This window comes from Sphingobacterium puteale, assembly GCF_050986225.1.
GTDB lineage: Bacteria > Bacteroidota > Bacteroidia > Sphingobacteriales > Sphingobacteriaceae > Sphingobacterium > Sphingobacterium puteale.
Map to the genome: position 1 here is coordinate 696,397 of NZ_CP158959.1, position 18,602 is coordinate 714,998.

At 39.3% G+C, this 18,602-nt stretch carries 33 protein-coding genes; 30 read left to right on the forward strand and 3 right to left on the reverse strand.

All coding sequences use genetic code 11. The annotated features are described in order from the left end of the window. Window positions 1–164: 164 nt before the first annotated feature. Window positions 165–590 carry a hypothetical protein gene (locus ABTV71_RS02765; protein WP_433902204.1) on the reverse strand — a complete coding sequence of 142 codons (426 nt, stop codon included), beginning with the start codon at window positions 588–590 and terminating at the stop codon, window positions 165–167. A gap of 44 nt (window positions 591–634) precedes the next feature. After that, window positions 635–1,618 carry a helix-turn-helix transcriptional regulator gene (locus ABTV71_RS02770; RefSeq protein ID WP_433902205.1) on the reverse strand — a complete coding sequence of 328 codons (984 nt, stop codon included), beginning with the start codon at window positions 1,616–1,618 and terminating at the stop codon, window positions 635–637. Window positions 1,619–1,888: 270 nt separating this feature from the next. On the opposite strand from ABTV71_RS02770, the gene ABTV71_RS02775 reads away from it, so the two are divergent. Together ABTV71_RS02775 and ABTV71_RS02780 are read left to right on the forward strand one after the other, a co-directional pair. Next, entirely contained in the window at window positions 1,889–2,101 is a 213-nt protein-coding gene (locus tag ABTV71_RS02775; protein WP_121124470.1) for a DUF2750 domain-containing protein, read from the forward strand. A gap of 49 nt (window positions 2,102–2,150) precedes the next feature. After that, complete coding sequence (locus tag ABTV71_RS02780; RefSeq protein ID WP_121124471.1) at window positions 2,151–3,104, forward strand: helix-turn-helix transcriptional regulator; 954 nt, start codon at window positions 2,151–2,153, stop codon at window positions 3,102–3,104. A gap of 198 nt (window positions 3,105–3,302) precedes the next feature. Here ABTV71_RS02780 and ABTV71_RS02785 read toward each other — a convergent pair whose 3' ends face one another. Beyond that, entirely contained in the window at window positions 3,303–3,773 is a 471-nt protein-coding gene (locus ABTV71_RS02785; protein ID WP_121124472.1) for a DinB family protein, read from the reverse strand. 341 nt (window positions 3,774–4,114) lie between these two features. Here ABTV71_RS02785 and rplC point away from each other — a divergent pair, with 341 nt between their 5' ends. The 28 genes from rplC (at window position 4,115) to ABTV71_RS02925 (ending at window position 18,523) form a co-directional block, all read left to right on the forward strand. Then, window positions 4,115–4,732 (forward strand): 50S ribosomal protein L3, encoded by a 618-nt coding sequence (rplC, locus tag ABTV71_RS02790; RefSeq protein WP_077438124.1) that lies wholly within the window; start codon window positions 4,115–4,117, stop codon window positions 4,730–4,732. A gap of 5 nt (window positions 4,733–4,737) precedes the next feature. Then, a complete protein-coding gene (rplD, locus tag ABTV71_RS02795) occupies window positions 4,738–5,367 on the forward strand; it encodes a 50S ribosomal protein L4 (RefSeq protein ID WP_070570413.1) in 630 nt (209 codons plus the stop codon). A gap of 1 nt (window position 5,368) precedes the next feature. Next, window positions 5,369–5,659, forward strand: coding sequence for a 50S ribosomal protein L23 (gene rplW, locus ABTV71_RS02800; protein WP_077438123.1), 291 nt, complete (start codon window positions 5,369–5,371; stop codon window positions 5,657–5,659). Window positions 5,660–5,665: 6 nt separating this feature from the next. Next, entirely contained in the window at window positions 5,666–6,493 is an 828-nt protein-coding gene (rplB, locus tag ABTV71_RS02805; RefSeq protein WP_077438122.1) for a 50S ribosomal protein L2, read from the forward strand. Beyond that, on the forward strand, window positions 6,493–6,759 hold the full coding sequence (gene rpsS, locus ABTV71_RS02810; RefSeq protein WP_002997495.1) for a 30S ribosomal protein S19: 267 nt from the start codon (window positions 6,493–6,495) through the stop codon (window positions 6,757–6,759). The genes rplB and rpsS overlap by 1 nt, the downstream gene beginning before the upstream one ends. A gap of 6 nt (window positions 6,760–6,765) precedes the next feature. Beyond that, window positions 6,766–7,200 (forward strand): 50S ribosomal protein L22, encoded by a 435-nt coding sequence (gene rplV / locus ABTV71_RS02815; RefSeq protein WP_077438121.1) that lies wholly within the window; start codon window positions 6,766–6,768, stop codon window positions 7,198–7,200. Between the two features lie 11 nt (window positions 7,201–7,211). After that, window positions 7,212–8,003 carry a 30S ribosomal protein S3 gene (gene rpsC, locus ABTV71_RS02820; protein WP_077438120.1) on the forward strand — a complete coding sequence of 264 codons (792 nt, stop codon included), beginning with the start codon at window positions 7,212–7,214 and terminating at the stop codon, window positions 8,001–8,003. Between the two features lie 62 nt (window positions 8,004–8,065). Continuing rightward, the gene (gene rplP, locus ABTV71_RS02825) at window positions 8,066–8,488 is read left to right on the forward strand and encodes a 50S ribosomal protein L16 (protein ID WP_046674870.1); all 423 of its coding nucleotides are present in this window, start codon (window positions 8,066–8,068) and stop codon (window positions 8,486–8,488) included. 92 nt (window positions 8,489–8,580) lie between these two features. Beyond that, window positions 8,581–8,799, forward strand: coding sequence for a 50S ribosomal protein L29 (gene rpmC / locus ABTV71_RS02830; RefSeq protein WP_077438119.1), 219 nt, complete (start codon window positions 8,581–8,583; stop codon window positions 8,797–8,799). Between the two features lie 14 nt (window positions 8,800–8,813). Then, on the forward strand, window positions 8,814–9,068 hold the full coding sequence (gene rpsQ, locus ABTV71_RS02835) for a 30S ribosomal protein S17 (protein ID WP_028071573.1): 255 nt from the start codon (window positions 8,814–8,816) through the stop codon (window positions 9,066–9,068). A 1-nt stretch (window position 9,069) separates the two neighbouring features. Further along, a complete protein-coding gene (gene rplN, locus ABTV71_RS02840; RefSeq protein ID WP_104385212.1) occupies window positions 9,070–9,438 on the forward strand; it encodes a 50S ribosomal protein L14 in 369 nt (122 codons plus the stop codon). A gap of 2 nt (window positions 9,439–9,440) precedes the next feature. Continuing rightward, complete coding sequence (gene rplX, locus ABTV71_RS02845; protein ID WP_104385211.1) at window positions 9,441–9,788, forward strand: 50S ribosomal protein L24; 348 nt, start codon at window positions 9,441–9,443, stop codon at window positions 9,786–9,788. After that, window positions 9,788–10,357, forward strand: coding sequence for a 50S ribosomal protein L5 (gene rplE / locus ABTV71_RS02850; protein WP_046674875.1), 570 nt, complete (start codon window positions 9,788–9,790; stop codon window positions 10,355–10,357). Before rplX ends, rplE begins: the two co-directional genes overlap by 1 nt. Continuing rightward, the gene (gene rpsN / locus ABTV71_RS02855; protein ID WP_028071569.1) at window positions 10,350–10,619 is read left to right on the forward strand and encodes a 30S ribosomal protein S14; all 270 of its coding nucleotides are present in this window, start codon (window positions 10,350–10,352) and stop codon (window positions 10,617–10,619) included. The genes rplE and rpsN overlap by 8 nt, the downstream gene beginning before the upstream one ends. Window positions 10,620–10,756: 137 nt before the next feature. After that, entirely contained in the window at window positions 10,757–11,155 is a 399-nt protein-coding gene (gene rpsH, locus ABTV71_RS02860) for a 30S ribosomal protein S8 (RefSeq protein ID WP_077438117.1), read from the forward strand. A 21-nt stretch (window positions 11,156–11,176) separates the two neighbouring features. After that, the gene (rplF, locus tag ABTV71_RS02865) at window positions 11,177–11,731 is read left to right on the forward strand and encodes a 50S ribosomal protein L6 (RefSeq protein ID WP_077438116.1); all 555 of its coding nucleotides are present in this window, start codon (window positions 11,177–11,179) and stop codon (window positions 11,729–11,731) included. A gap of 5 nt (window positions 11,732–11,736) precedes the next feature. Continuing rightward, a complete protein-coding gene (gene rplR, locus ABTV71_RS02870) occupies window positions 11,737–12,090 on the forward strand; it encodes a 50S ribosomal protein L18 (RefSeq protein WP_077438115.1) in 354 nt (117 codons plus the stop codon). A 12-nt stretch (window positions 12,091–12,102) separates the two neighbouring features. After that, the gene (gene rpsE / locus ABTV71_RS02875) at window positions 12,103–12,621 is read left to right on the forward strand and encodes a 30S ribosomal protein S5 (protein ID WP_121124473.1); all 519 of its coding nucleotides are present in this window, start codon (window positions 12,103–12,105) and stop codon (window positions 12,619–12,621) included. A gap of 5 nt (window positions 12,622–12,626) precedes the next feature. Continuing rightward, window positions 12,627–12,806: a 50S ribosomal protein L30 gene (gene rpmD / locus ABTV71_RS02880; protein WP_045753985.1), complete on the forward strand. Its 180-nt coding sequence runs from the start codon at window positions 12,627–12,629 to the stop codon at window positions 12,804–12,806. Window positions 12,807–12,924: 118 nt separating this feature from the next. After that, a complete protein-coding gene (rplO, locus tag ABTV71_RS02885; protein ID WP_121124474.1) occupies window positions 12,925–13,371 on the forward strand; it encodes a 50S ribosomal protein L15 in 447 nt (148 codons plus the stop codon). Between the two features lie 3 nt (window positions 13,372–13,374). Next, entirely contained in the window at window positions 13,375–14,712 is a 1,338-nt protein-coding gene (gene secY / locus ABTV71_RS02890; protein ID WP_046674882.1) for a preprotein translocase subunit SecY, read from the forward strand. A gap of 9 nt (window positions 14,713–14,721) precedes the next feature. Then, window positions 14,722–15,504: a type I methionyl aminopeptidase gene (gene map / locus ABTV71_RS02895; RefSeq protein WP_077438114.1), complete on the forward strand. Its 783-nt coding sequence runs from the start codon at window positions 14,722–14,724 to the stop codon at window positions 15,502–15,504. Between the two features lie 74 nt (window positions 15,505–15,578). Continuing rightward, window positions 15,579–15,797 carry a translation initiation factor IF-1 gene (gene infA, locus ABTV71_RS02900; protein ID WP_002997456.1) on the forward strand — a complete coding sequence of 73 codons (219 nt, stop codon included), beginning with the start codon at window positions 15,579–15,581 and terminating at the stop codon, window positions 15,795–15,797. Between the two features lie 45 nt (window positions 15,798–15,842). Continuing rightward, the gene (ykgO, locus tag ABTV71_RS02905; RefSeq protein ID WP_013665024.1) at window positions 15,843–15,959 is read left to right on the forward strand and encodes a type B 50S ribosomal protein L36; all 117 of its coding nucleotides are present in this window, start codon (window positions 15,843–15,845) and stop codon (window positions 15,957–15,959) included. Window positions 15,960–15,987: 28 nt separating this feature from the next. Further along, window positions 15,988–16,365, forward strand: a complete 378-nt coding sequence (gene rpsM, locus ABTV71_RS02910; protein WP_077438113.1) for a 30S ribosomal protein S13 — start codon at window positions 15,988–15,990, stop codon at window positions 16,363–16,365. Window positions 16,366–16,375: 10 nt separating this feature from the next. Then, window positions 16,376–16,765, forward strand: a complete 390-nt coding sequence (gene rpsK, locus ABTV71_RS02915; RefSeq protein ID WP_046674885.1) for a 30S ribosomal protein S11 — start codon at window positions 16,376–16,378, stop codon at window positions 16,763–16,765. Window positions 16,766–16,825: 60 nt separating this feature from the next. Beyond that, window positions 16,826–17,434, forward strand: coding sequence for a 30S ribosomal protein S4 (gene rpsD / locus ABTV71_RS02920; RefSeq protein WP_108636193.1), 609 nt, complete (start codon window positions 16,826–16,828; stop codon window positions 17,432–17,434). Window positions 17,435–17,530: 96 nt separating this feature from the next. Next, window positions 17,531–18,523: a DNA-directed RNA polymerase subunit alpha gene (locus ABTV71_RS02925; RefSeq protein WP_077438111.1), complete on the forward strand. Its 993-nt coding sequence runs from the start codon at window positions 17,531–17,533 to the stop codon at window positions 18,521–18,523. Window positions 18,524–18,602 lie beyond the last annotated feature (79 nt).

The window sequence follows — 18,602 nt, forward strand, 5'->3', positions numbered from 1 at the left end:
GGGACAATTTTACCCCTTTTATTTATCGAATTGGAATAATATATTCTGAAAAAATGGCGTTTTTTGCGGAATGGAGTCATATTTTGGGGGGAAAGTTTTGTTGACCTGATCTTAGGAGAAAAGTAAATTCCCCTAAGGAGTTTTTGAATTCCCTTGAGGGAAAACTACGCCCCCTCTGGTGTAAAGTAAATTCTCCTTGGAAGATTTTGTAACCTCTTAAGCGAGAATTGCACCTCCTGTGGAGTAAAGTAAATTCCCTCCGGAGGATTTTGTGATCCCTTAAGGGAGAATTGCGCATCCAGTGGAGTAAAGTAAATTTTCCTTGGAAGATTTTGTAACCTCTTAAGCGAGAATTGCACCTCCGGTGGAGTAAAGCAAATTCCCTCTGGAGGATTTTGTGATCCCTTAAGGGAGAATTGCACATCCAGTGGTGCAAAGTAAATTTCCCTTGGAGTATTTTTCGTACCCCTGGGAGAGATTTGCATCTCCAGTGGAGTAAAGTGAATTTTCCTTGGAGCATTTTGCGTATCCCTGAGGAAGATTTGCATCTCCAGTGTGGTAAAGTAAATCCCCCTTGGGGTATTTTGCATACCCTTAAGGGAAAAGGAAGCTTCTGAAGAGCTTAAAATAAATTTTATCCATCGCTTTTATAAGCGTATTTAGGTTCCATAGGCGGCGGGTGTAGTTTGCGCTCCATGGCCGGAGTGTGGCCAAAGTAGTGGACATAAGTTTTAATAAAATATTTGGCCGTCGAAAACTGTAATCTGAAAGCGATCATATCGACGGAATCGTTGGAGGTACGGAGCATTTCACGTCCTTTATAGATGCGTATGGTCCGAATTGCCGCATTGACAGTAAGGTTGTTCTCTTGAAATACGCGGCAAAGTGTGGTCTTGCTCGTTAGAAGGGCTTTAACGATGGTATCGACTTTTAGTCCCTCATCCATATAATGTGCATAGATATAGGCCTTTGCCCGATGTAGGAGCGAGATATCCTCCTGTTGAGCCGATTTGCGCTGTTCGGTCAGGTCCCTATGATAAAGCTCAATGATATTGCTTGTATAAAATTGTAGCCTGACACTTAATGAATAGGCCGAGGATTTGGCCTGTTGGATAAGGTCGAGGACTTTTCTGATGCGGTAGCCAATCTTTTCCATGGCTAATACCTGTGTTACCTGTAGCCTGTCCAGTTGCAGGGTATTCCATTCCAGTGCTAAGGAGCTGGAATCTTCTATTTCAACTCCGATCAGGATCATGGCGACTTTACCAGCTTTTATCTGATAGCTGATTTCTTGATCTCTATTAAAGTAGCCCAAGTATTGCTGATGGACTAAAGTGGCTTGACTAAAGCCTTTTATGGAAGAAGAACCGTGAAATTGGAAAGCCAGCCAGAGCGTAGTCTCGCTATTGCGGATATTAAAGTTCCAGTCTTCTTCAAAATGTCCGGCTATTTCCAAAAAAGAATGGCTGCCTATTTTTTTACTGGCGATATACTGATTTTTAGTACAAAGAATAGGATCCTCCGCCGTCAGAAAATTAAAGTACAGTCCTTTGGGGGCGGTATGGCGTTGTGCTAAATGATACGGATATTTAAGGTTTATGCTTTTGTTGATTAGCATATTTTTTTGAAAAATTGGTTAGTATCGTTAAGATACAAAAGTATTTCGATGTAAGCAACTTAATGGTGTTCAAAGATTATTTTCTTTTTAAAGGACAGTGTGAACAGGAGGGACGAATGGAATTCAAAAGGACGATGATATTGATCCCCGCCCTATTCGCTTTATATCTAATTTTTTCAATCAGGCCGTAGTAACTCCAGTTGCGGAGCAAGAATTTATCTCTTTAGCGACTTCTTTACTCGTTTTTGGTCATTCTCAGAATAGGCATTATTGTCAGCAGTCAAACAATGGCCAGATTATTCGCCTAAAGCAATTACTTTAGTTGGGTTTAAGAATGACGTGATAGAGTTGATTGAACAAAATACTTGTTTAATTCATGTGTTTTCTGTCGATTCAAAGGCTGGGTTAGTGGTCAATTTAAAGGAATTTGCTCGGGATATGAGTGATGAATTTGGAAAAATATTAAACATCACCTGCTTTTGAGCGTGTTTTTCTACGTTAGAAAAAATGAATAACTCGTATCTTTATCCCTATGACCGACATTCAGAAAAGATTTGACCGTATCCTTGCTATTTATATGCACCTGCAAGCAAAGCCTGTGGTGACTGCCGCTGCGCTGGCAGAAAAATATGAGGTAAGCCTGCGGACCATCTATCGCGATATCCGCTCCCTCATGCAGGCGGGAATACCTATTTATGGCGAAGCAGGAAATGGCTATTCCTTGGTCGAAGGATATAAAATGCCGCCCCTGCAATTTAGCCGCGAGGAGGCCCTGAGTTTTGTCGCTGCTGAAAAATTGGTTGAGAAGTATACAGATAAGAATCTCGCCCACCATTTTACCACAGCTATGCTCAAGATGAAGGCTATTTTGAGAGGGAATGAAAAGGAACATGTTGCTTTGTTGGGTGACAATTTTCTTGTTCGAGGCGGCCGCCATCAGTTCAATGAGAAATTGACCCATGGTACAAATACACTTATAGAAAGTATAGCGGAAAAAAAATGTGTGGAAATTTATTATTCCAAACCGTCAGACAAAACACCAGAAAAACGGGAGATTGAGGCGGTGGGTATTTTTGTGGAAAGTAAGTTTTGGTATGTCCTTGCTTATTGTAAACTCCGCAATGACTACCGGCAATTTCGTCTGGACCGGATCAGCAATATCCGGAAGCTCGCTGATGGTTTTGGAAAAGAACACCCCGAACTTTCTTTTTTTCTGAATAAACGGCACGAGATGCCAACAACTAAAGTGGTAGTTCAGGTGAACAGAGAGATGGCGAGGTATATGGAATGGGATCGTCATTACTTTGGATTTCAAAAGGAAGTAGTTACTGACAGTTATGTTGAAATGCACTTTGAAAGCATCCATGTTGAGCGTGGATTTGCACGCTGGTACATGATGTTTGCCGATAAAGGAAAGATTATAGAGCCGGAATCGCTAAAAGGAACCGTAAAGCAATTGCTGGAGGCAGCACTCGAACAGGTTTAATCTGAGTTTAGGGGGCTTGGGGCTCCCTCTGTCGGATTGCTAAAAAAGGTACCTGTCCGGAATTTTGGATGCAATCCGAACAAGTACCTTATATAATAACAAGGTCTAAGATATTAATGATAATAAATTGGCAGGTTGCCAATAATATGTAGAGCGTCTGCAACCAGTAATACTAAAATCTCCGATCTCATCTAACAATTAATCCCGTTCCCAGAAAAACGGTGGTTGGACACCAAGCAGACGTAGGTATACAAATCCTTGACCACGGTGGTGGATTTCGTTGTCAATGAAATAGAGTATGCTGTGAATAATCGGTGACTTGTATTGACCAAATAAGTTAAATTCTTCGGAGAAGCGTTCTTCCGAAATTTTGTCAAATAGTGCGCTGATCTGCGGAGTAGCTTCATCCCAGGCTTGCAACAATTGCGCTTTGGTTGTATAGTTGAATTTCTCGTTAAGTTCACCGCTTTCGTTAGCGACAATTTCCTGTAGCCCGGGAACCGCGATACCCAAAAGCTCCTGGATCATTTCGGCAAATGTCCGCATGCCTTCTACTTTATACGTGAAAAGTGCTTCTTCCGGAAATTTTTCGATCGTTTGTCTTGTTAAATTTCTGTGGCCCAACCAATGTGCAAGCAGCTCGTTCTTGGAAATGATTTCTGTTTTCATGATTATCGTATTTTAAGTGTTCAAATTTTAATCTGGATGAATTGTCTTCCATTATTAAGACAGTTCAAAATTAGCCGAAGATATGACAGCTGTATGGCAGCAGAGAAAATGAAATCTTGTTTTTTTATTTTTTTGGTGAATGAATTGTGCGGTGTGGTGTGAGTTGTCTGATCGGGAGAATAAAACCAGCGTAAGGAGGAAATTAGAAAATAAAAAAAATAATTCACTAATTATTTGACAGTTATAAAAATGTTTGTAACTTTGCAGTCCCTTAATGGGAATAGTGTGTCTTGAGCGAAGCCCTACTGCTTCGAAGGACTTTTAATTAATTAATTTACAACATGTCAGGTATTATTGGAAAAAAAGTAGGAATGACAAGCCTGTTTAACGCTGAAGGAAAGAATATTCCTTGTACAGTGATTCAGGCTGGGCCGTGCGTGGTTACGCAGATACGTACGGAAGAAAAGGACGGCTACTCGGCAATTCAACTTGGTTTCGACGAAGCTAAGGAGAAAAACACGACAGCACCTTTGAAAGGGCACTTTGCGAAAGCAAACACAACGCCTAAGCGTAAGTTGGTAGAGTTTAAAACTTTCCCAGATGCAAAACAACTTGGTGACGTAGTTGACGTTACACTTTTCGAGGAGGGCGAATTCGTAGATGTAGTCGGTACTTCAAAAGGTAAAGGTTTCCAAGGTGTAATGAAACGTCATGGATTTGGTGGTGTAGGTGGTGCGACTCACGGTCAGCACAACAGATTACGTGCTCCAGGTTCATTAGGTGCTTCATCATGGCCTTCACGCGTATTTAAAGGTATGCGCATGGCTGGTCGTACAGGTGGTGACAGAGTTAAAGTTCAAAACTTACAGGTGTTGAAAGTTTACGCTGAGCAAAACCTTATCGTTGTTAGTGGTTCCATTCCAGGAGCTAAAGGTTCTTATGTAATCGTAGACAAATAGTAGAGATGGAAGTTAAAGTTTTAAATTTATCAGGTAAAGAAACAGGTGCCAAGGTGCAACTTCCTGAGTCGGTATTTGGGTTAGAGCCTAACGATCATGCGATCTATTTGGATGTGAAACAATACTTAGCGAACCAACGCCAAGGAACTCACAAATCTAAACAACGTAATGAAATCGCGGGTTCAACTCGTAAATTACACAAACAAAAAGGTACTGGTGGTGCTCGTGCGGGTTCTATCAAATCTCCATTGTTTAATGGTGGTGGTCGTGTATTCGGTCCTCAACCTCGTGACTACTCGTTCAAATTGAATAAAAAATTGAAACAAGTAGCTCGTAAATCAGCGTTGTCATACAAAGCAAAAGATAATAACATTGTCGTATTGGATGAAGTAAAATTCGATGCGATCAAAACTAAAAACTATGTTGCTTTGATAAATGCGTTGAACGTAGCTGATGAGAAAACCTTATTGGTATTGCCAGCTTACGATGAAATTGTTTATAAATCAAGCAGAAACTTGAAAAAAGCAAAAGTTATTGTTGCTTCTGATTTGAATACATATGATGTATTAAATGCAACAAAATTATTGTTAACAACAGATTCTGTTAAAACTTTGGAGGAAGCATTAGCTAAGTAATATGGAAATTATCAAAAAACCTATCTTGACTGAGAAAGCTTCTATCTTAACGGAGAAATTAAACCGTTACGCTTTCAAAGTAGATCACAGAGCAAACAAAATCCAGATTAAATCAGCTGTTGAAGCTATGTTCGGTGTGACAGTTCTTGCTGTAAACACTGCAGTTGTAGCAGGTAAAGCGAAAAGCCGTTACACAAAAGCAGGTTTCGTATCTGGTAGAGCTCCTAAGTATAAAAAAGCTATCATTACGATTAAAGATGGCGAAACTATTGACTTTTACAGTACTATATAATTTAAGATGGCAGTTAAAAGATTCAAACCGGTAACCCCTGGTACTCGTTTCAGAATAGGCGCAGATTATTCTGATGTTACTACAAACGTTCCTGAAAAATCGTTAGTAGTAAAAATCAACAAGAAATCAGGTGGTCGTAATAACTCCGGTAAAATGACTATGCGTTATCTCGGTGGGGGACATAAAAAAGTATACCGATTAATTGATTTCAAACGCGATAAAAAAGATATCCCTGCAAAAGTAGCTACTATTGAGTACGATCCAAACCGTACTGCTCGTATTGCATTGTTGCACTACGCTGATGGTGAAAAACGCTACATCATTGCTCCAGCTGGTTTACAAGTTGGTCAAACTGTAGTTGCAGGAGATAAAGTTGCCCCAGAAGTTGGTAATACATTACCATTAGCAAACATTCCATTGGGTTCTATCATCCACAACATTGAATTAAATCCTGGTCAAGGTGGTTCAATTGCTCGTTCGGCTGGTACTTATGCTCAATTGTCTGCTCGTGATGGTAAATATGCCATCATCAAATTGCCTTCAGGCGAAACACGTATGATCTTATTGACTTGTGTTGCTACAATTGGTTCAGTATCGAACCATGAAAGATCTAACCAAGTGTTAGGTAAAGCAGGTCGCAAACGTTGGTTAGGTCGTCGTCCAAGAGTTCGTGGTGTTGCGATGAACCCAGTAGATCACCCAATGGGTGGTGGTGAAGGCCGTACTTCAGGAGGTCACCCACGCTCACGTACAGGTGTATTAGCTAAAGGCTTCAAAACACGTTACAAGAAGAAAACATCGAATCGTTACATCATTGAGAGAAGGAAAAAATAATGGCTCGTTCAATTAAAAAAGGTCCTTATATCGATCACAACTTAGAAAGAAAAGTTCTTTCTATGAATGAAACTAACAAAAAGTCAGTTATCAAAACATGGTCTCGTAGATCAATGATTTCACCTGATTTTGTTGGCCATACCTTCGCAGTGCACAACGGGAATAAATTTATCCCTGTTTATGTAACAGAAAATATGGTAGGTCACAAGCTTGGTGAATTCGCGCCTACGCGTACATTCAGAGGCCACGCAGAAAAGAAAAAATAATAGGTAATGGAAGCAACAAAAAAACTTAAAAAGTCTGTCTTAATTAGACAACGCAAAGAGCAAGAGAAAGCTCAACAAGGTGGAGCTTCGGATGCCAAATTATTGAACTGCCCTACTTCGCCTCGTAAGATGCGTTTAGTGGTAGACTTAATTCGTGGCCAGCGTGTTGAAAATGCATTATACATTTTGAAACACTCTAGTAAAGAAGCTGCTGCTCGTGTAGAAAAATTATTATTATCTGCAATCAAAAACTGGGAAGCCAAAAACGAAGGTAAATCAGTGGAAGAAAGCGAACTAATTGTAAAAGAAGTATCAGTAGGTGGCGGTCGTCAATTGAAAAGATTGCGTCCAGCTCCTCAAGGTCGCGGATACAGAGTTCGTAAACGTTCAAATCACGTTACGTTGGTAGTTGATAGCAAATTAAACGTTGAACAAAACTAATTTATTGAGAAATGGGACAAAAAGCAAATCCAATAGGTAGCAGATTAGGAATCATCAAAGGTTGGGATTCTAACTGGTTCGGAGGTAAAAACTATTCCGATAAATTAGTTGAAGACGAAAAAATCAGAAAATATCTTTCTGTTCGTATTGCAAAAGGTGGTGTAGCTAAAGTTGTTATCGAAAGAACTTTAAAACGTATCACTGTTACAATTCACACTGCTCGTCCAGGTATCGTTATCGGAAAAGGTGGTCAAGAAGTTGACAAGATCAAAGAAGAGTTGAAAAAACTGACTAAAAAGGATGTTCAAATCAACATTTTCGAGATCAAACGCCCTGAGTTAGATGCTAAGTTAGTAGCTGAAGGTGTCGCTAAGCAATTAGAGGCGCGTATTTCATTCCGTCGTGCAATGAAAACTTCAATCGCTTCTACGATGCGTATGGGTGCAGAAGGTATCAAAATCATGTGTTCAGGTCGTTTAGGTGGTGCTGAAATGGCACGTACTGAACAATACAAAGAAGGAAGAACTCCTTTACACACATTGCGTGCTGATATCGACTACGCTTTAGCTGAAGCATTGACTACATACGGTAAAATCGGTATCAAAGTTTGGATCTGTAAAGGTGAGGTTTACGGTAAACGTGACTTATCTCCAAACATTGGTCAAGCATCTGGTGTAAAATCACGTGGCAACCACGAAGGTGGTGGCGAACGTCGTGACAACCGTAACAAAGGTGGTCGCGGTGGAAACAACCGTGGTGGAAACAACCGTGGTGGAAATAACCGTGGTCCGAAAAAAGATTAATAGAGTTTATTTAGATTACAACAAAAACCTGCTGAAGAAGCAGATTTAAAAAGTATACGAACATGTTACAGCCAAAAAGAACGAAGTTCAGAAAGATGCAGAAAGGCCGCATGAAAGGTAACGCTTCTCGTGGAGCGGAGTTAGCTTTCGGTTCTTTCGGTATCAAAACAATGGAGCAAGCATGGATCACTAGCCGTCAAATCGAGGCAGCTCGTATTGCGGTTACACGTTATATGAAACGTGAAGGTCAAGTTTGGATTCGTATTTTCCCTGACAAACCTGTTACGAAAAAACCTGCAGAGGTACGTATGGGTAAAGGTAAGGGTGCTCCAGAATACTGGGTAGCAGTAGTACGCCCAGGCCGTATGTTATTTGAAGCAGAAGGTGTGCCTTTGGAAATTGCCAAAGAAGCTTTACGCCTTGCAGCTCAAAAACTTCCGGTTCAAACTAAGTTTGTGATTCGTAGAGACTACGTTGAAGCATAAAAATCTTGGTAATGTCATCATTTAAGCGTTAGGGCCGTTACCCCTAACGCTATATATAAACAGATGATAACCCAAATAACAACTGAAAAAACATGAAAAATTCAGAAATTTTAGAATTATCTAATGAGGACTTAGCAGCTCGTCTTGTAGAGGAGAAAGCAGCCCTTACAAAATTGAAATTTGCACATGCTGTTTCAGCTATTGAGAACCCTAACGTGATCAAAGCAGCACGCAAAACTATCGCTCGTATCAGTACAGAGATCAGTGCACGCAAAGCTGCAGCTAAAAACGAAACAGCCTCTGAGGCGTAAAATTTAAAGTCGAAATGGAAAGAAATTTAAGAAAAACAAGAATCGGCTTAGTAGTTAGCAACAAAATGGACAAGTCTATCGTCGTGGCTGTTGAACGTAAAGTAAAACACCCTATCTATGGTAAGTTCGTTAAAAAAACTACTAAATTTAAAGCTCATGACGAAACTAATACCTGCGGTATCGGCGACACGGTATTAATCATGGAAACTCGTCCGCTGAGTAAAACAAAAAACTGGAGATTAGTTGAAATTATAGAAAGAGCTAAATAACATGGTACAACAAGAATCAAGACTTAATGTAGCTGACAATAGCGGTGCTAAAGAAGTTTTAGTAATCCGTGTATTGGGCGGTACGCGTAAGCGTTATGCATCAATCGGAGATAAGATTGTTGTATCGGTGAAAAGCGCTATGCCTTCAGGAAACGTGAAAAAAGGTTCCGTTTCTAAAGCAGTAGTAGTTAGAACGAAAAAAGAAATCCGTCGTAAAGATGGTTCTTATATCCGTTTTGATGACAACGCCGCTGTATTATTAAATAATAATGATGAGCCACGTGGCTCACGTATCTTTGGCCCTGTTGCCAGAGAATTGCGTGAGAAACAGTTCATGAAAATTGTATCACTAGCACCGGAGGTTTTATAATTATGGCAATCAAGAAAACAAAAACGACTACGCACAAAATCAAAATTAAAAAAGGTGATTTAGTGAAAGTTATCGCTGGTAACTCTAAAGGTGTTCAAGGAAAAGTATTAACTGTTTTAGTGGATAAAAATAGAGCTATCGTTGAAGGCGCTAACATCGTAAAAAAACACACTAAACCAAGTGCAGCTAATCCTAATGGTGGTATCATTGAGAAAGAAGCTGGTATTCACATCTCTAATTTAGCTGTTATCGATCCTAAAACAGGTGAAACTACCCGTGTAGGCCGTAAGTTAAATGCAGATGGTAAATTAGTTCGTTACGCTAAAAAATCAGGGGAGGAAATTAAATAATGACTTACGTACCAAGATTAAAAGTGAAATATGCGGAGGAAATCCGTAAAGCACTTCAAGAAAAATTTCAGTATAAAAGTATTATGCAGGTTCCCAAACTTGAGAAAATCGTTGTTTCACAAGGCGTAGGAGCTGCAACAGCTGACAAAAAATTAATCGATAACGCTATCGCTGAATTGACTTTAATTACAGGTCAACAAGCCGTTGCTACGAAATCGAAAAAAGATATTTCAAACTTTAAATTACGTAAAGGTATGCCTGTAGGGGCACGTGTTACTTTACGTGATAACAACATGTTCGAATTCTTGGATCGTTTGGTAGCCGTATCGCTTCCACGTATTCGTGACTTCCGCGGTATCAACGATAAAGGTTTCGACGGACGTGGTAACTATAACTTAGGTATCACTGAACAAATCATTTTCCCTGAGATCAACATTGATAAAATCAACAAGATCCAAGGTATGGATATCACTTTTGTGACTTCTGCTCAAAATGATGTTGAAGCTTTAGAATTGTTGAAGCAATTCGGTTTACCATTTAAAAATCAAAATACTAATAACAATGGCTAAAGAAGGATTAAAAGCACGCGAAGTAAAACGCGCTAAATTGGTAGCTAAATATGCGGCAAAACGTGCAGAATTAAAAGCTGCTGGCGATTACGTTGCATTAGATAAATTACCTAAAAATGCTTCTCCGGTACGTTTACACAACCGTTGTAAATTGACTGGTCGTCCTAAAGGATATATGCGTCAATTCGGTATCTCTCGTGTAACTTTCCGTGAGATGGCTTTAGATGGCAAGATCCCAGGGGTGAAAAAAGCTTCTTGGTAATTTAAAAAAAATACTTAATTTTGCCCGGGCAATTCTACTTAGGATTGCCGGGTTTTTGCATTTTAAAATTGTTTAACAGATAGCAGGTCCCAGACCAATGGTTGGGAGGGAAACCGCTGTCGCAAATTTCATATATAATGACTACAGATCCAATTGCGGATTACCTTACACGAGTAAGGAATGCCATCAAGGCCAACCACAGGGTTGTTGAAATTCCTGCATCGAACCTTAAGAAAGAAATTACTAAAGTTCTTTTTGACAAAGGTTACATTGCTAATTACAAATTCGATGAGAATGGCGTACAGGGTACGATCAAAATCGCATTGAAATATAACCCAATTAGCAAAATTCCGGCTATTCGTACGTTGACACGTGTGAGTAAACCTGGTTTAAGAAAGTATGCAAGTGTTGAAACTATGCCTCGTGTTTTGAATGGTTTAGGTATCGCTATCTTGTCAACATCTAAAGGTGTAATGACAGACAAAGAAGCTAGACTTCAAAATGTTGGTGGCGAGGTTTTATGTTACGTTTATTAATCTAGGTAAAAACACAAAGAAATGTCAAGAATTGGAAAAGCGCCTATCGCTATCCCTGCAGGGGTAACTGTTACTATTTCAGACAAAAACTTAGTATCAGTAAAAGGTCCTAAAGGCGAATTAACACAACAAGTTGATCGTGACATCAATGTTGCTCAAGAAGAAGGTAACATCGTCGTAACACGTCCAACTGATCAAAAGAAACACAAAGCATTACACGGTCTATACCGTTCCCTGTTGGCTAACATGGTTCAAGGTGTGACTGAAGGTTACAAAACTACGCAAGAGTTAGTCGGTGTAGGTTACCGTGCGACAAGTACTGGTAACGTATTAGAGTTAACTTTAGGTTTCTCTCACCAGATTGTCTTTGTATTGCCAAAAGAGGTTAAAGTATCAACTACTGCTGAAAAAGGTAAAAACCCTACAATCACTTTAGAATGTGCTGACAAACAATTGATCGGTCAGGTAGCGGCTAAAATCCGTGGCTTCCGTAAACCAGAACCTTACAAAGGAAAAGGTATCAAGTTTGAAGGTGAAGTGTTGAGAAGAAAAGCAGGTAAATCAGCTAAAAAATAATAATCATGGCAGGACAAAAAGCATCTCGTAGAGAGAGAATCAAAAAAGGAATCAGAAAAAACCTTGCTGGAACGTCTGAACGTCCACGTTTATCGGTTTTTAGAAGTAACAAAGGTATCTATGCACAAATCATTGACGATAATGCAGGTAAAACATTAGTTGCTGCATCTAGCTTGTCAAAAGAATTTGTTGCATCTGGTAACAAAGTTGAGCAGTCTAAAGCTGTAGGTAAATTGGTTGCTGAGAAAGCATTAGCAGCAGGTATTAATAAAGTAGTTTTTGACCGTAATGGGTACTTATACCATGGCCGTATCAAATCTTTGGCTGAAGGTGCTCGCGAAGGCGGTTTAGACTTTTAATCATAGAAAGAAATGGCATTAAGCAATATAAAAAGAGTAAAATCAAGCGAAATCGAATTAAAGGATCGCTTAGTAAGTATCCAACGTGTAGCGAAAGTTACTAAAGGTGGTCGTACTTTCAGCTTCTCTGCAATTGTTGTAGTAGGTGATGAAAACGGTATTGTTGGTTACGGTTTAGGTAAAGCTAAAGAGGTAACTGAGGCAATTACTAAAGGTATCGACGACGCTAAGAAAAATTTGGTGAAAGTTCCTGTAATCAAAGGTACTGTTCCTCACGAGCAATATGGTAAATATTCTGGTGGTTCGGTTTTGGTTAAACCAGCTATTGCCGGTACAGGAGTTTTGGCAGGTGGTGCAATGCGTGCAGTATTGGAGTCTGCTGGTATCAAAGACGTATTGGCTAAATCATTAGGTTCTTCTAACCCACACAACGTGGTAAAAGCAACTGTAACTGCTTTAGCAAACATGCGTGATGCATATACAGTGGCACAACACCGCGGTGTCGATTTGAATAAAGTATTTAACGGTTAATTATCATGGCAAAAATCAAAATCACCCAGATAAAGAGCGTTATCGACAGAAGCGAGCGCCAAAAGAAAACTATTGAGGCATTGGGTTTGAAAAGAATCAACCACTCAGTAGAAGTTGAAGCTACTCCAGCAATCATTGGAATGGTACGTAAAGTAAACCATTTAGTAGCTATCGAAACTATTTAATATTAGCATATGGAAAGGGTCTTTGGGCTCTTTCCATTACTTGTATTTATAATAATTATTTTTTAATCGCTAGTACCTGTTTAGTGAGAGCGAAGGGCTAGCACAATTTAGTTTAAAAATGAACTTAAGTAATTTAAAACCTGCAAAAGGTGCAGTAAAAAGTAGCAAACGTATTGGCCGTGGTACTGGTTCTGGTCGTGGTGGTACTTCTACACGTGGTCACAAAGGAGCTGGTTCTCGTTCAGGTCACTCTACGAAAATTGGTTTCGAAGGTGGTCAGATGCCTTTGCAACGTCGTGTACCTAAATTTGGTTTCAAAAACATCAACCGTGTGGAGTACAATGGTGTCAACCTGGATACTTTGCAAGCGTTGATCGAGAAATTCAATTTGACAGCTGTAGATTTCGATGCATTGAAAGCTCATGGATTAGTGTCTAAAAATGACAAAGTAAAAATCTTGGGGCGCGGTGAATTGAAAGCTAAAGTTGAAGTAACAGCGCACGCGTTTACTGCTTCTGCTCAAAAAGCTATTGAAGCTGCAGGCGGTTCTATCGTTAAAATTTAATAAATGAAGAAACTAATCACAACCTTAACCAATATTTGGAAAATCGATGATTTACGTACGCGTATTCTAAATACCTTACTTTTTCTTTTGATTTACCGTATTGGATGTCACGTGGTATTACCAGGTGTAAATCCTCATGCTTTGGCTTCCGGTCAAAAAGAGGGTTTATTGGGCTTATTGGATATGTTTGCGGGGGGATCATTCTCTCGTTCGGCTATCTTTGCTTTAGGGGTAATGCCATATATCTCGGCATCCATTGTTGTTCAATTGCTGGGCATCGCGGTTCCTTACTTCCAAAAGATGCAGAAAGAAGGGGAAAGTGGTCGTCAAAAAATGAATCAGATTACTCGCTATTTAACATTAGGGATTACTTTGCTTCAGGCTTTTGCTTATGTACGTACTCAGATCGAGCCAAGTGCTAAAACAATCGCAGACCCATTGTTCACTATTCTGACTGCCATAGTTTTGACAGGCGGTACTTTATTTGTGATGTGGTTAGGAGAAAAAATTACGGATAAAGGTATCGGTAATGGTATTTCTTTGATCATCATGACTGGTATTATCGCTCAATTGCCAAGTGGTATCACTGCGGAATGGGTTTCTAGAATGGCGAAAGGTGGTGGTGGTCCAATTCCATTGTTGCTTGAATTTGTAGCTTTGTTCTTCGTCGTGATCTTTACGATCTTGATCGTACAGGGGGTTCGTAAGATTCCTGTACAATACGCAAAGAAAATTGTTGGAAACAAGCAAGTCGGTGGAGTACGTCAGTATATACCTTTAAAGGTAAATGCTGCAGGTGTAATGCCGATCATTTTTGCACAGGCGATCATGTTTGTGCCAATGAGTTTAGGACAGTTCTTCCCAAATCTTCAGTCGGAATTTTTGACTTCGTTGAGTAACTATACTTCTGTAGCGTACAACGTGACTTTTGCGGTGTTAATTATCGCATTTACGTTCTTCTATACAGCGATCATGGTTAATCCACAACAGATGTCAGATGACATGAAGAAAAACGGAGGTTTTGTTCCGGGTATTAAACCGGGATTGGAAACTAGTAATTTTATAGACCGCGTAATATCAAATATTACATTTCCAGGTGCAATTTTCTTAGCGATTATTGCTATTCTGCCTGCTATTGCAAGTTTGTTTGGTATTAATAATCAATTTGCACACTTCTACGGAGGTACGTCCTTATTGATTTTAGTGGGTGTGGTGTTGGATACTTTGCAACAGATCGAATCTCATTTATTGATGCGTCATTACGATGGATTGATGAAAACAGGTCGTATTAAAGGTCGTTCGGCCGCGTCTGTTGAGGGAATGGATCATTCGGCAATTTAATTTCTTTAGATGTCTAAAGTATTTTATAAGTCAGCAGATGATATAGAGCAATTGCGGAAGTCAGCAGATGTGCTTTCGCAATTGCTTGGTGAAATCGCAAAAGTGATTAAACCTGGGGTAAAAACTATATCTCTTGATAAATTAGCTTATGAGTATATCCATGATAACGGCGGGACGCCGGCGTTCTTAAATTACCATGGATTTCCATACTCTTTGTGTATCTCTGTCAACGATCAGATTGTGCACGGTTTTCCCAGCGATTATGAAATTAAAGATGGTGATCTTGTTTCAGTCGACGGGGGGGTCAATTTGAACGGTTTTATCAGTGATTCAGCTTACACTTTCGGTGTCGGTGAGATTTCTGAGGAAGCCCAATTGTTGTTGGATGTCACAAAGGAATCATTGTACAAAGGTGTTGAACAGGCTGTGGCCGGTAAACGTGTTGGGGATATTTCCTCTGCAGTCCAAGAGTACGTGAGCAAATTCGGTTTCGGAATTGTGCGCGAATTGGTCGGACATGGCGTTGGATATCATTTACATGAAAAACCAGAAGTTCCAAATTATGGAAAACGTGGTGCAGGCCCGAAGTTGGAAGAAGGTTTGGTTATTTGTATCGAACCGATGATCAATGCGGGACGAGCAGGTGTTCGTTTTTGGGACGATGGTTGGACAGTAAGTACAGTAGATGGGAAATTATCGGCGCACTTCGAACAGATGGTTGCTATCCGAAAAGGAGAACCAGATGTGTTGCTGACATTCGAACATGTAGAGAAAGTTTTGAGTAAAAAGTAGTTGGTTTTCAATTATTTTTATTTATCTTTGCACTCCTGTTCGCAGGCTTTTAAATTAAATTTAATCGAGAATATATGGCTAAACAAGCCTCAATAGAACAAGACGGTATAATTAGAGAGGCACTTTCTAATGCTATGTTTAGGGTAGAATTGGAAAATGGACATGAAATCATCGCCCATATTTCTGGTAAAATGCGTATGCACTATATCAAAATTTTACCTGGGGATAAAGTTAAATTGGAAATGTCTCCGTATGATTTGACTAAGGGAAGGATTACTTACCGCTATAAATAGTCGTAAGCCCTTTAATTAGCGCAAGCTTTTGAAAAAATAAATATCATGAAAGTAAGAGCATCAATAAAAAAACGTAGCGCGGACTGTAAGATCATCCGTCGTAAAGGTAAAGTTTTTGTAATCAACAAAAAGAACCCGAAGTTTAAACAACGTCAGGGTTAATTCATTAAAAATAATAGCTTAATATTATATGGCAAGGATAGCAGGTATTGATTTACCTAAAAACAAAAGAGGTGTGATCGGCCTTACCTATATTTTTGGTATCGGTCGTACAAGAGCTCAATATATCTTGGAAAAAGCTGGTATCAGCGAAGATGTGAAGGTACAAGAGTGGAATGATGAACAATTGGCAGCAATTCGTAGCATCATCAACGATGAATTGAAAGTAGAAGGTGCATTACGTTCAGAAATCCAATTGAACATCAAACGTTTAATGGATATCGGTTGTTACCGTGGATTGCGTCACCGTAAACACTTACCGGTTCGTGGTCAACGTACTAAAAACAACTCACGTACTCGTAAAGGTAAACGTAAGACAGTTGCAAACAAGAAAAAAGCTACTAAATAATAAATAAGAAATGGCTAAAACTAAAAAAGCTGCAAAAAAGCGTATCGTTGTTATCGAACCTGTTGGTCAGGCTCACATTAACGCAACGTTTAACAATATCATTGTAACTTTGACTAATAACCAAGGACAAACTATTTCTTGGTCTAGTGCCGGTAAAATGGGTTTCCGTGGTTCAAAAAAGAATACTCCATATGCTGCTGGTCAAGCTGCGCAAGACTGTGGAAAAGTTGCTCATGACTTGGGCTTACGCAAAGTTGAAGTGTTTGTTAAAGGACCTGGTGCTGGTCGCGAATCTGCAATCAGAACATTACAAACTGTAGGAATCGATGTGACTACTATTAAAGATATCACACCACTTCCTCACAACGGTTGTCGTCCTCCAAAACGCAGAAGAGTTTAATTAATTTAAAGATAAGATTCATCGGCTATAGGCTGATAGATACTTTAATTGTAAAAGAAAATGGCTAGATATACAGGACCTAAGTCCAAAATTGCCCGTAAATTTAGAGAGCCGATCTTCGGCCCTGATAAAGCGTTAGAAAAGAAAAATTACCCTCCTGGACAACACGGAGCTTCTAAACGCAGAGGTAAACAATCTGAATATGCTATTCAGTTGTTAGAAAAACAAAAAGCAAAATACACTTACGGTGTATTAGAGCGTCAATTCGCAAACCTATTTGTTAAAGCTTCCTCTAAACAAGGTATTACAGGTGAGATCTTCTTGAAATTATTAGAAGCTCGCTTGGACAACGTAGTTTACCGTTTAGGTATCGCTACATCTCGTGCCGCTGCTCGTCAGTTGGTATCTCACAAACACATTACTGTTAACGGAAGTGTTGTTAACATTCCATCATATAGCTTGCGTCCAGGTGACGTTGTAGCAGTTCGTGAACGTTCTCAAACTCTTGAAGCCATCACAAATTCAGTTGCAGGTCGTACTGTAAACAAATTTTCTTGGTTAGAGTGGAATGCGAAAGAATTGACAGGTACTTTCTTAAGCTATCCAGAAAGATCTGATATTCCTGAAAACATCAAAGAGAACTTAATCGTTGAGTTATACTCTAAATAATAAATAAAATAGAAGTATGCATAGTCCATTTTTGGGGTATGCATCTTTCTGTTGTATTACAATTATTATTACAAATAAAACATTAAAAGAAAATAAATGGCAATTTTAGCATTTCAAAGACCGGATAAAGTTATCATGCAAAAATCTACGGATTTTGATGGTACGTTTGAATTTCGTCCATTGGAGCCTGGTTTTGGTGTAACCATTGGTAATGCTTTGCGCCGTATTCTATTGTCCTCGTTAGAAGGATATGCAATTACGTCGATAAGGTTTTCTGGCGTTTCGCACGAATTTTCAACGATCAAAGGTGTTGTTGAAGACGTAACTGAGATTATCTTGAACTTGAAACAGATCCGTTTCAAAAAAACAGGTGAGATTGGCGACAACGAAAAGGTATTTGTAGTAATCAATGGTCAAGAGCAATTCTTAGCTGGTGATATCACAAAATTCTCTAATAACTTTACTGTCTTAAATCCAGACTTAGTAATCTGTAACATGGATAACGCAGTGACAATTGAATTGGAATTGAGTATTGCTAAAGGTCGTGGATATGTAAATGCAGATGAGAATAAAGTGACTGACGCGCCAGTAGGTGTTATCGCTATCGATTCGATCTTTACTCCGATCAAGAATGTTAAATATACCATTGAGAATTACCGTGTAGAGCAAAAAACTGACTACGAGAAATTGTTGTTGGACATTTCTACAGATGGCTCAATTCACCCCGAAGAAGCTTTGAAAGAGGCGGCTAAGATCTTAATTCAACACTTTATCTTATTCTCCGATGAGAATATGCTTCTTGAGTCTCAAACAAAAGAAGAAACTAAAGTTGTCGATGAGGAGATCTTGCACATGCGTAAGATTCTGAAAACGGAATTAGTGGATCTTGACCTTTCAGTGCGTGCATTGAATTGTTTGAAAGCTGCTGATATTCGTACGTTAGCTGAGTTGGTAACTTACGACGTAGCTGATATGTTGAAATTCAGAAACTTCGGTAAAAAATCGTTAAGCGAAATCCAGGAATTGGTTAAATCTAAAGGTTTATCATTCGGAATGAACTTAGCGAAATATAAATTAGACGAAGAATAATAATTTATTAAGCGACCACTATATGTAATTCCTCTTGACATGGATTGCGGGATAAGATGAGCATTGCTTTTAAAAGTCT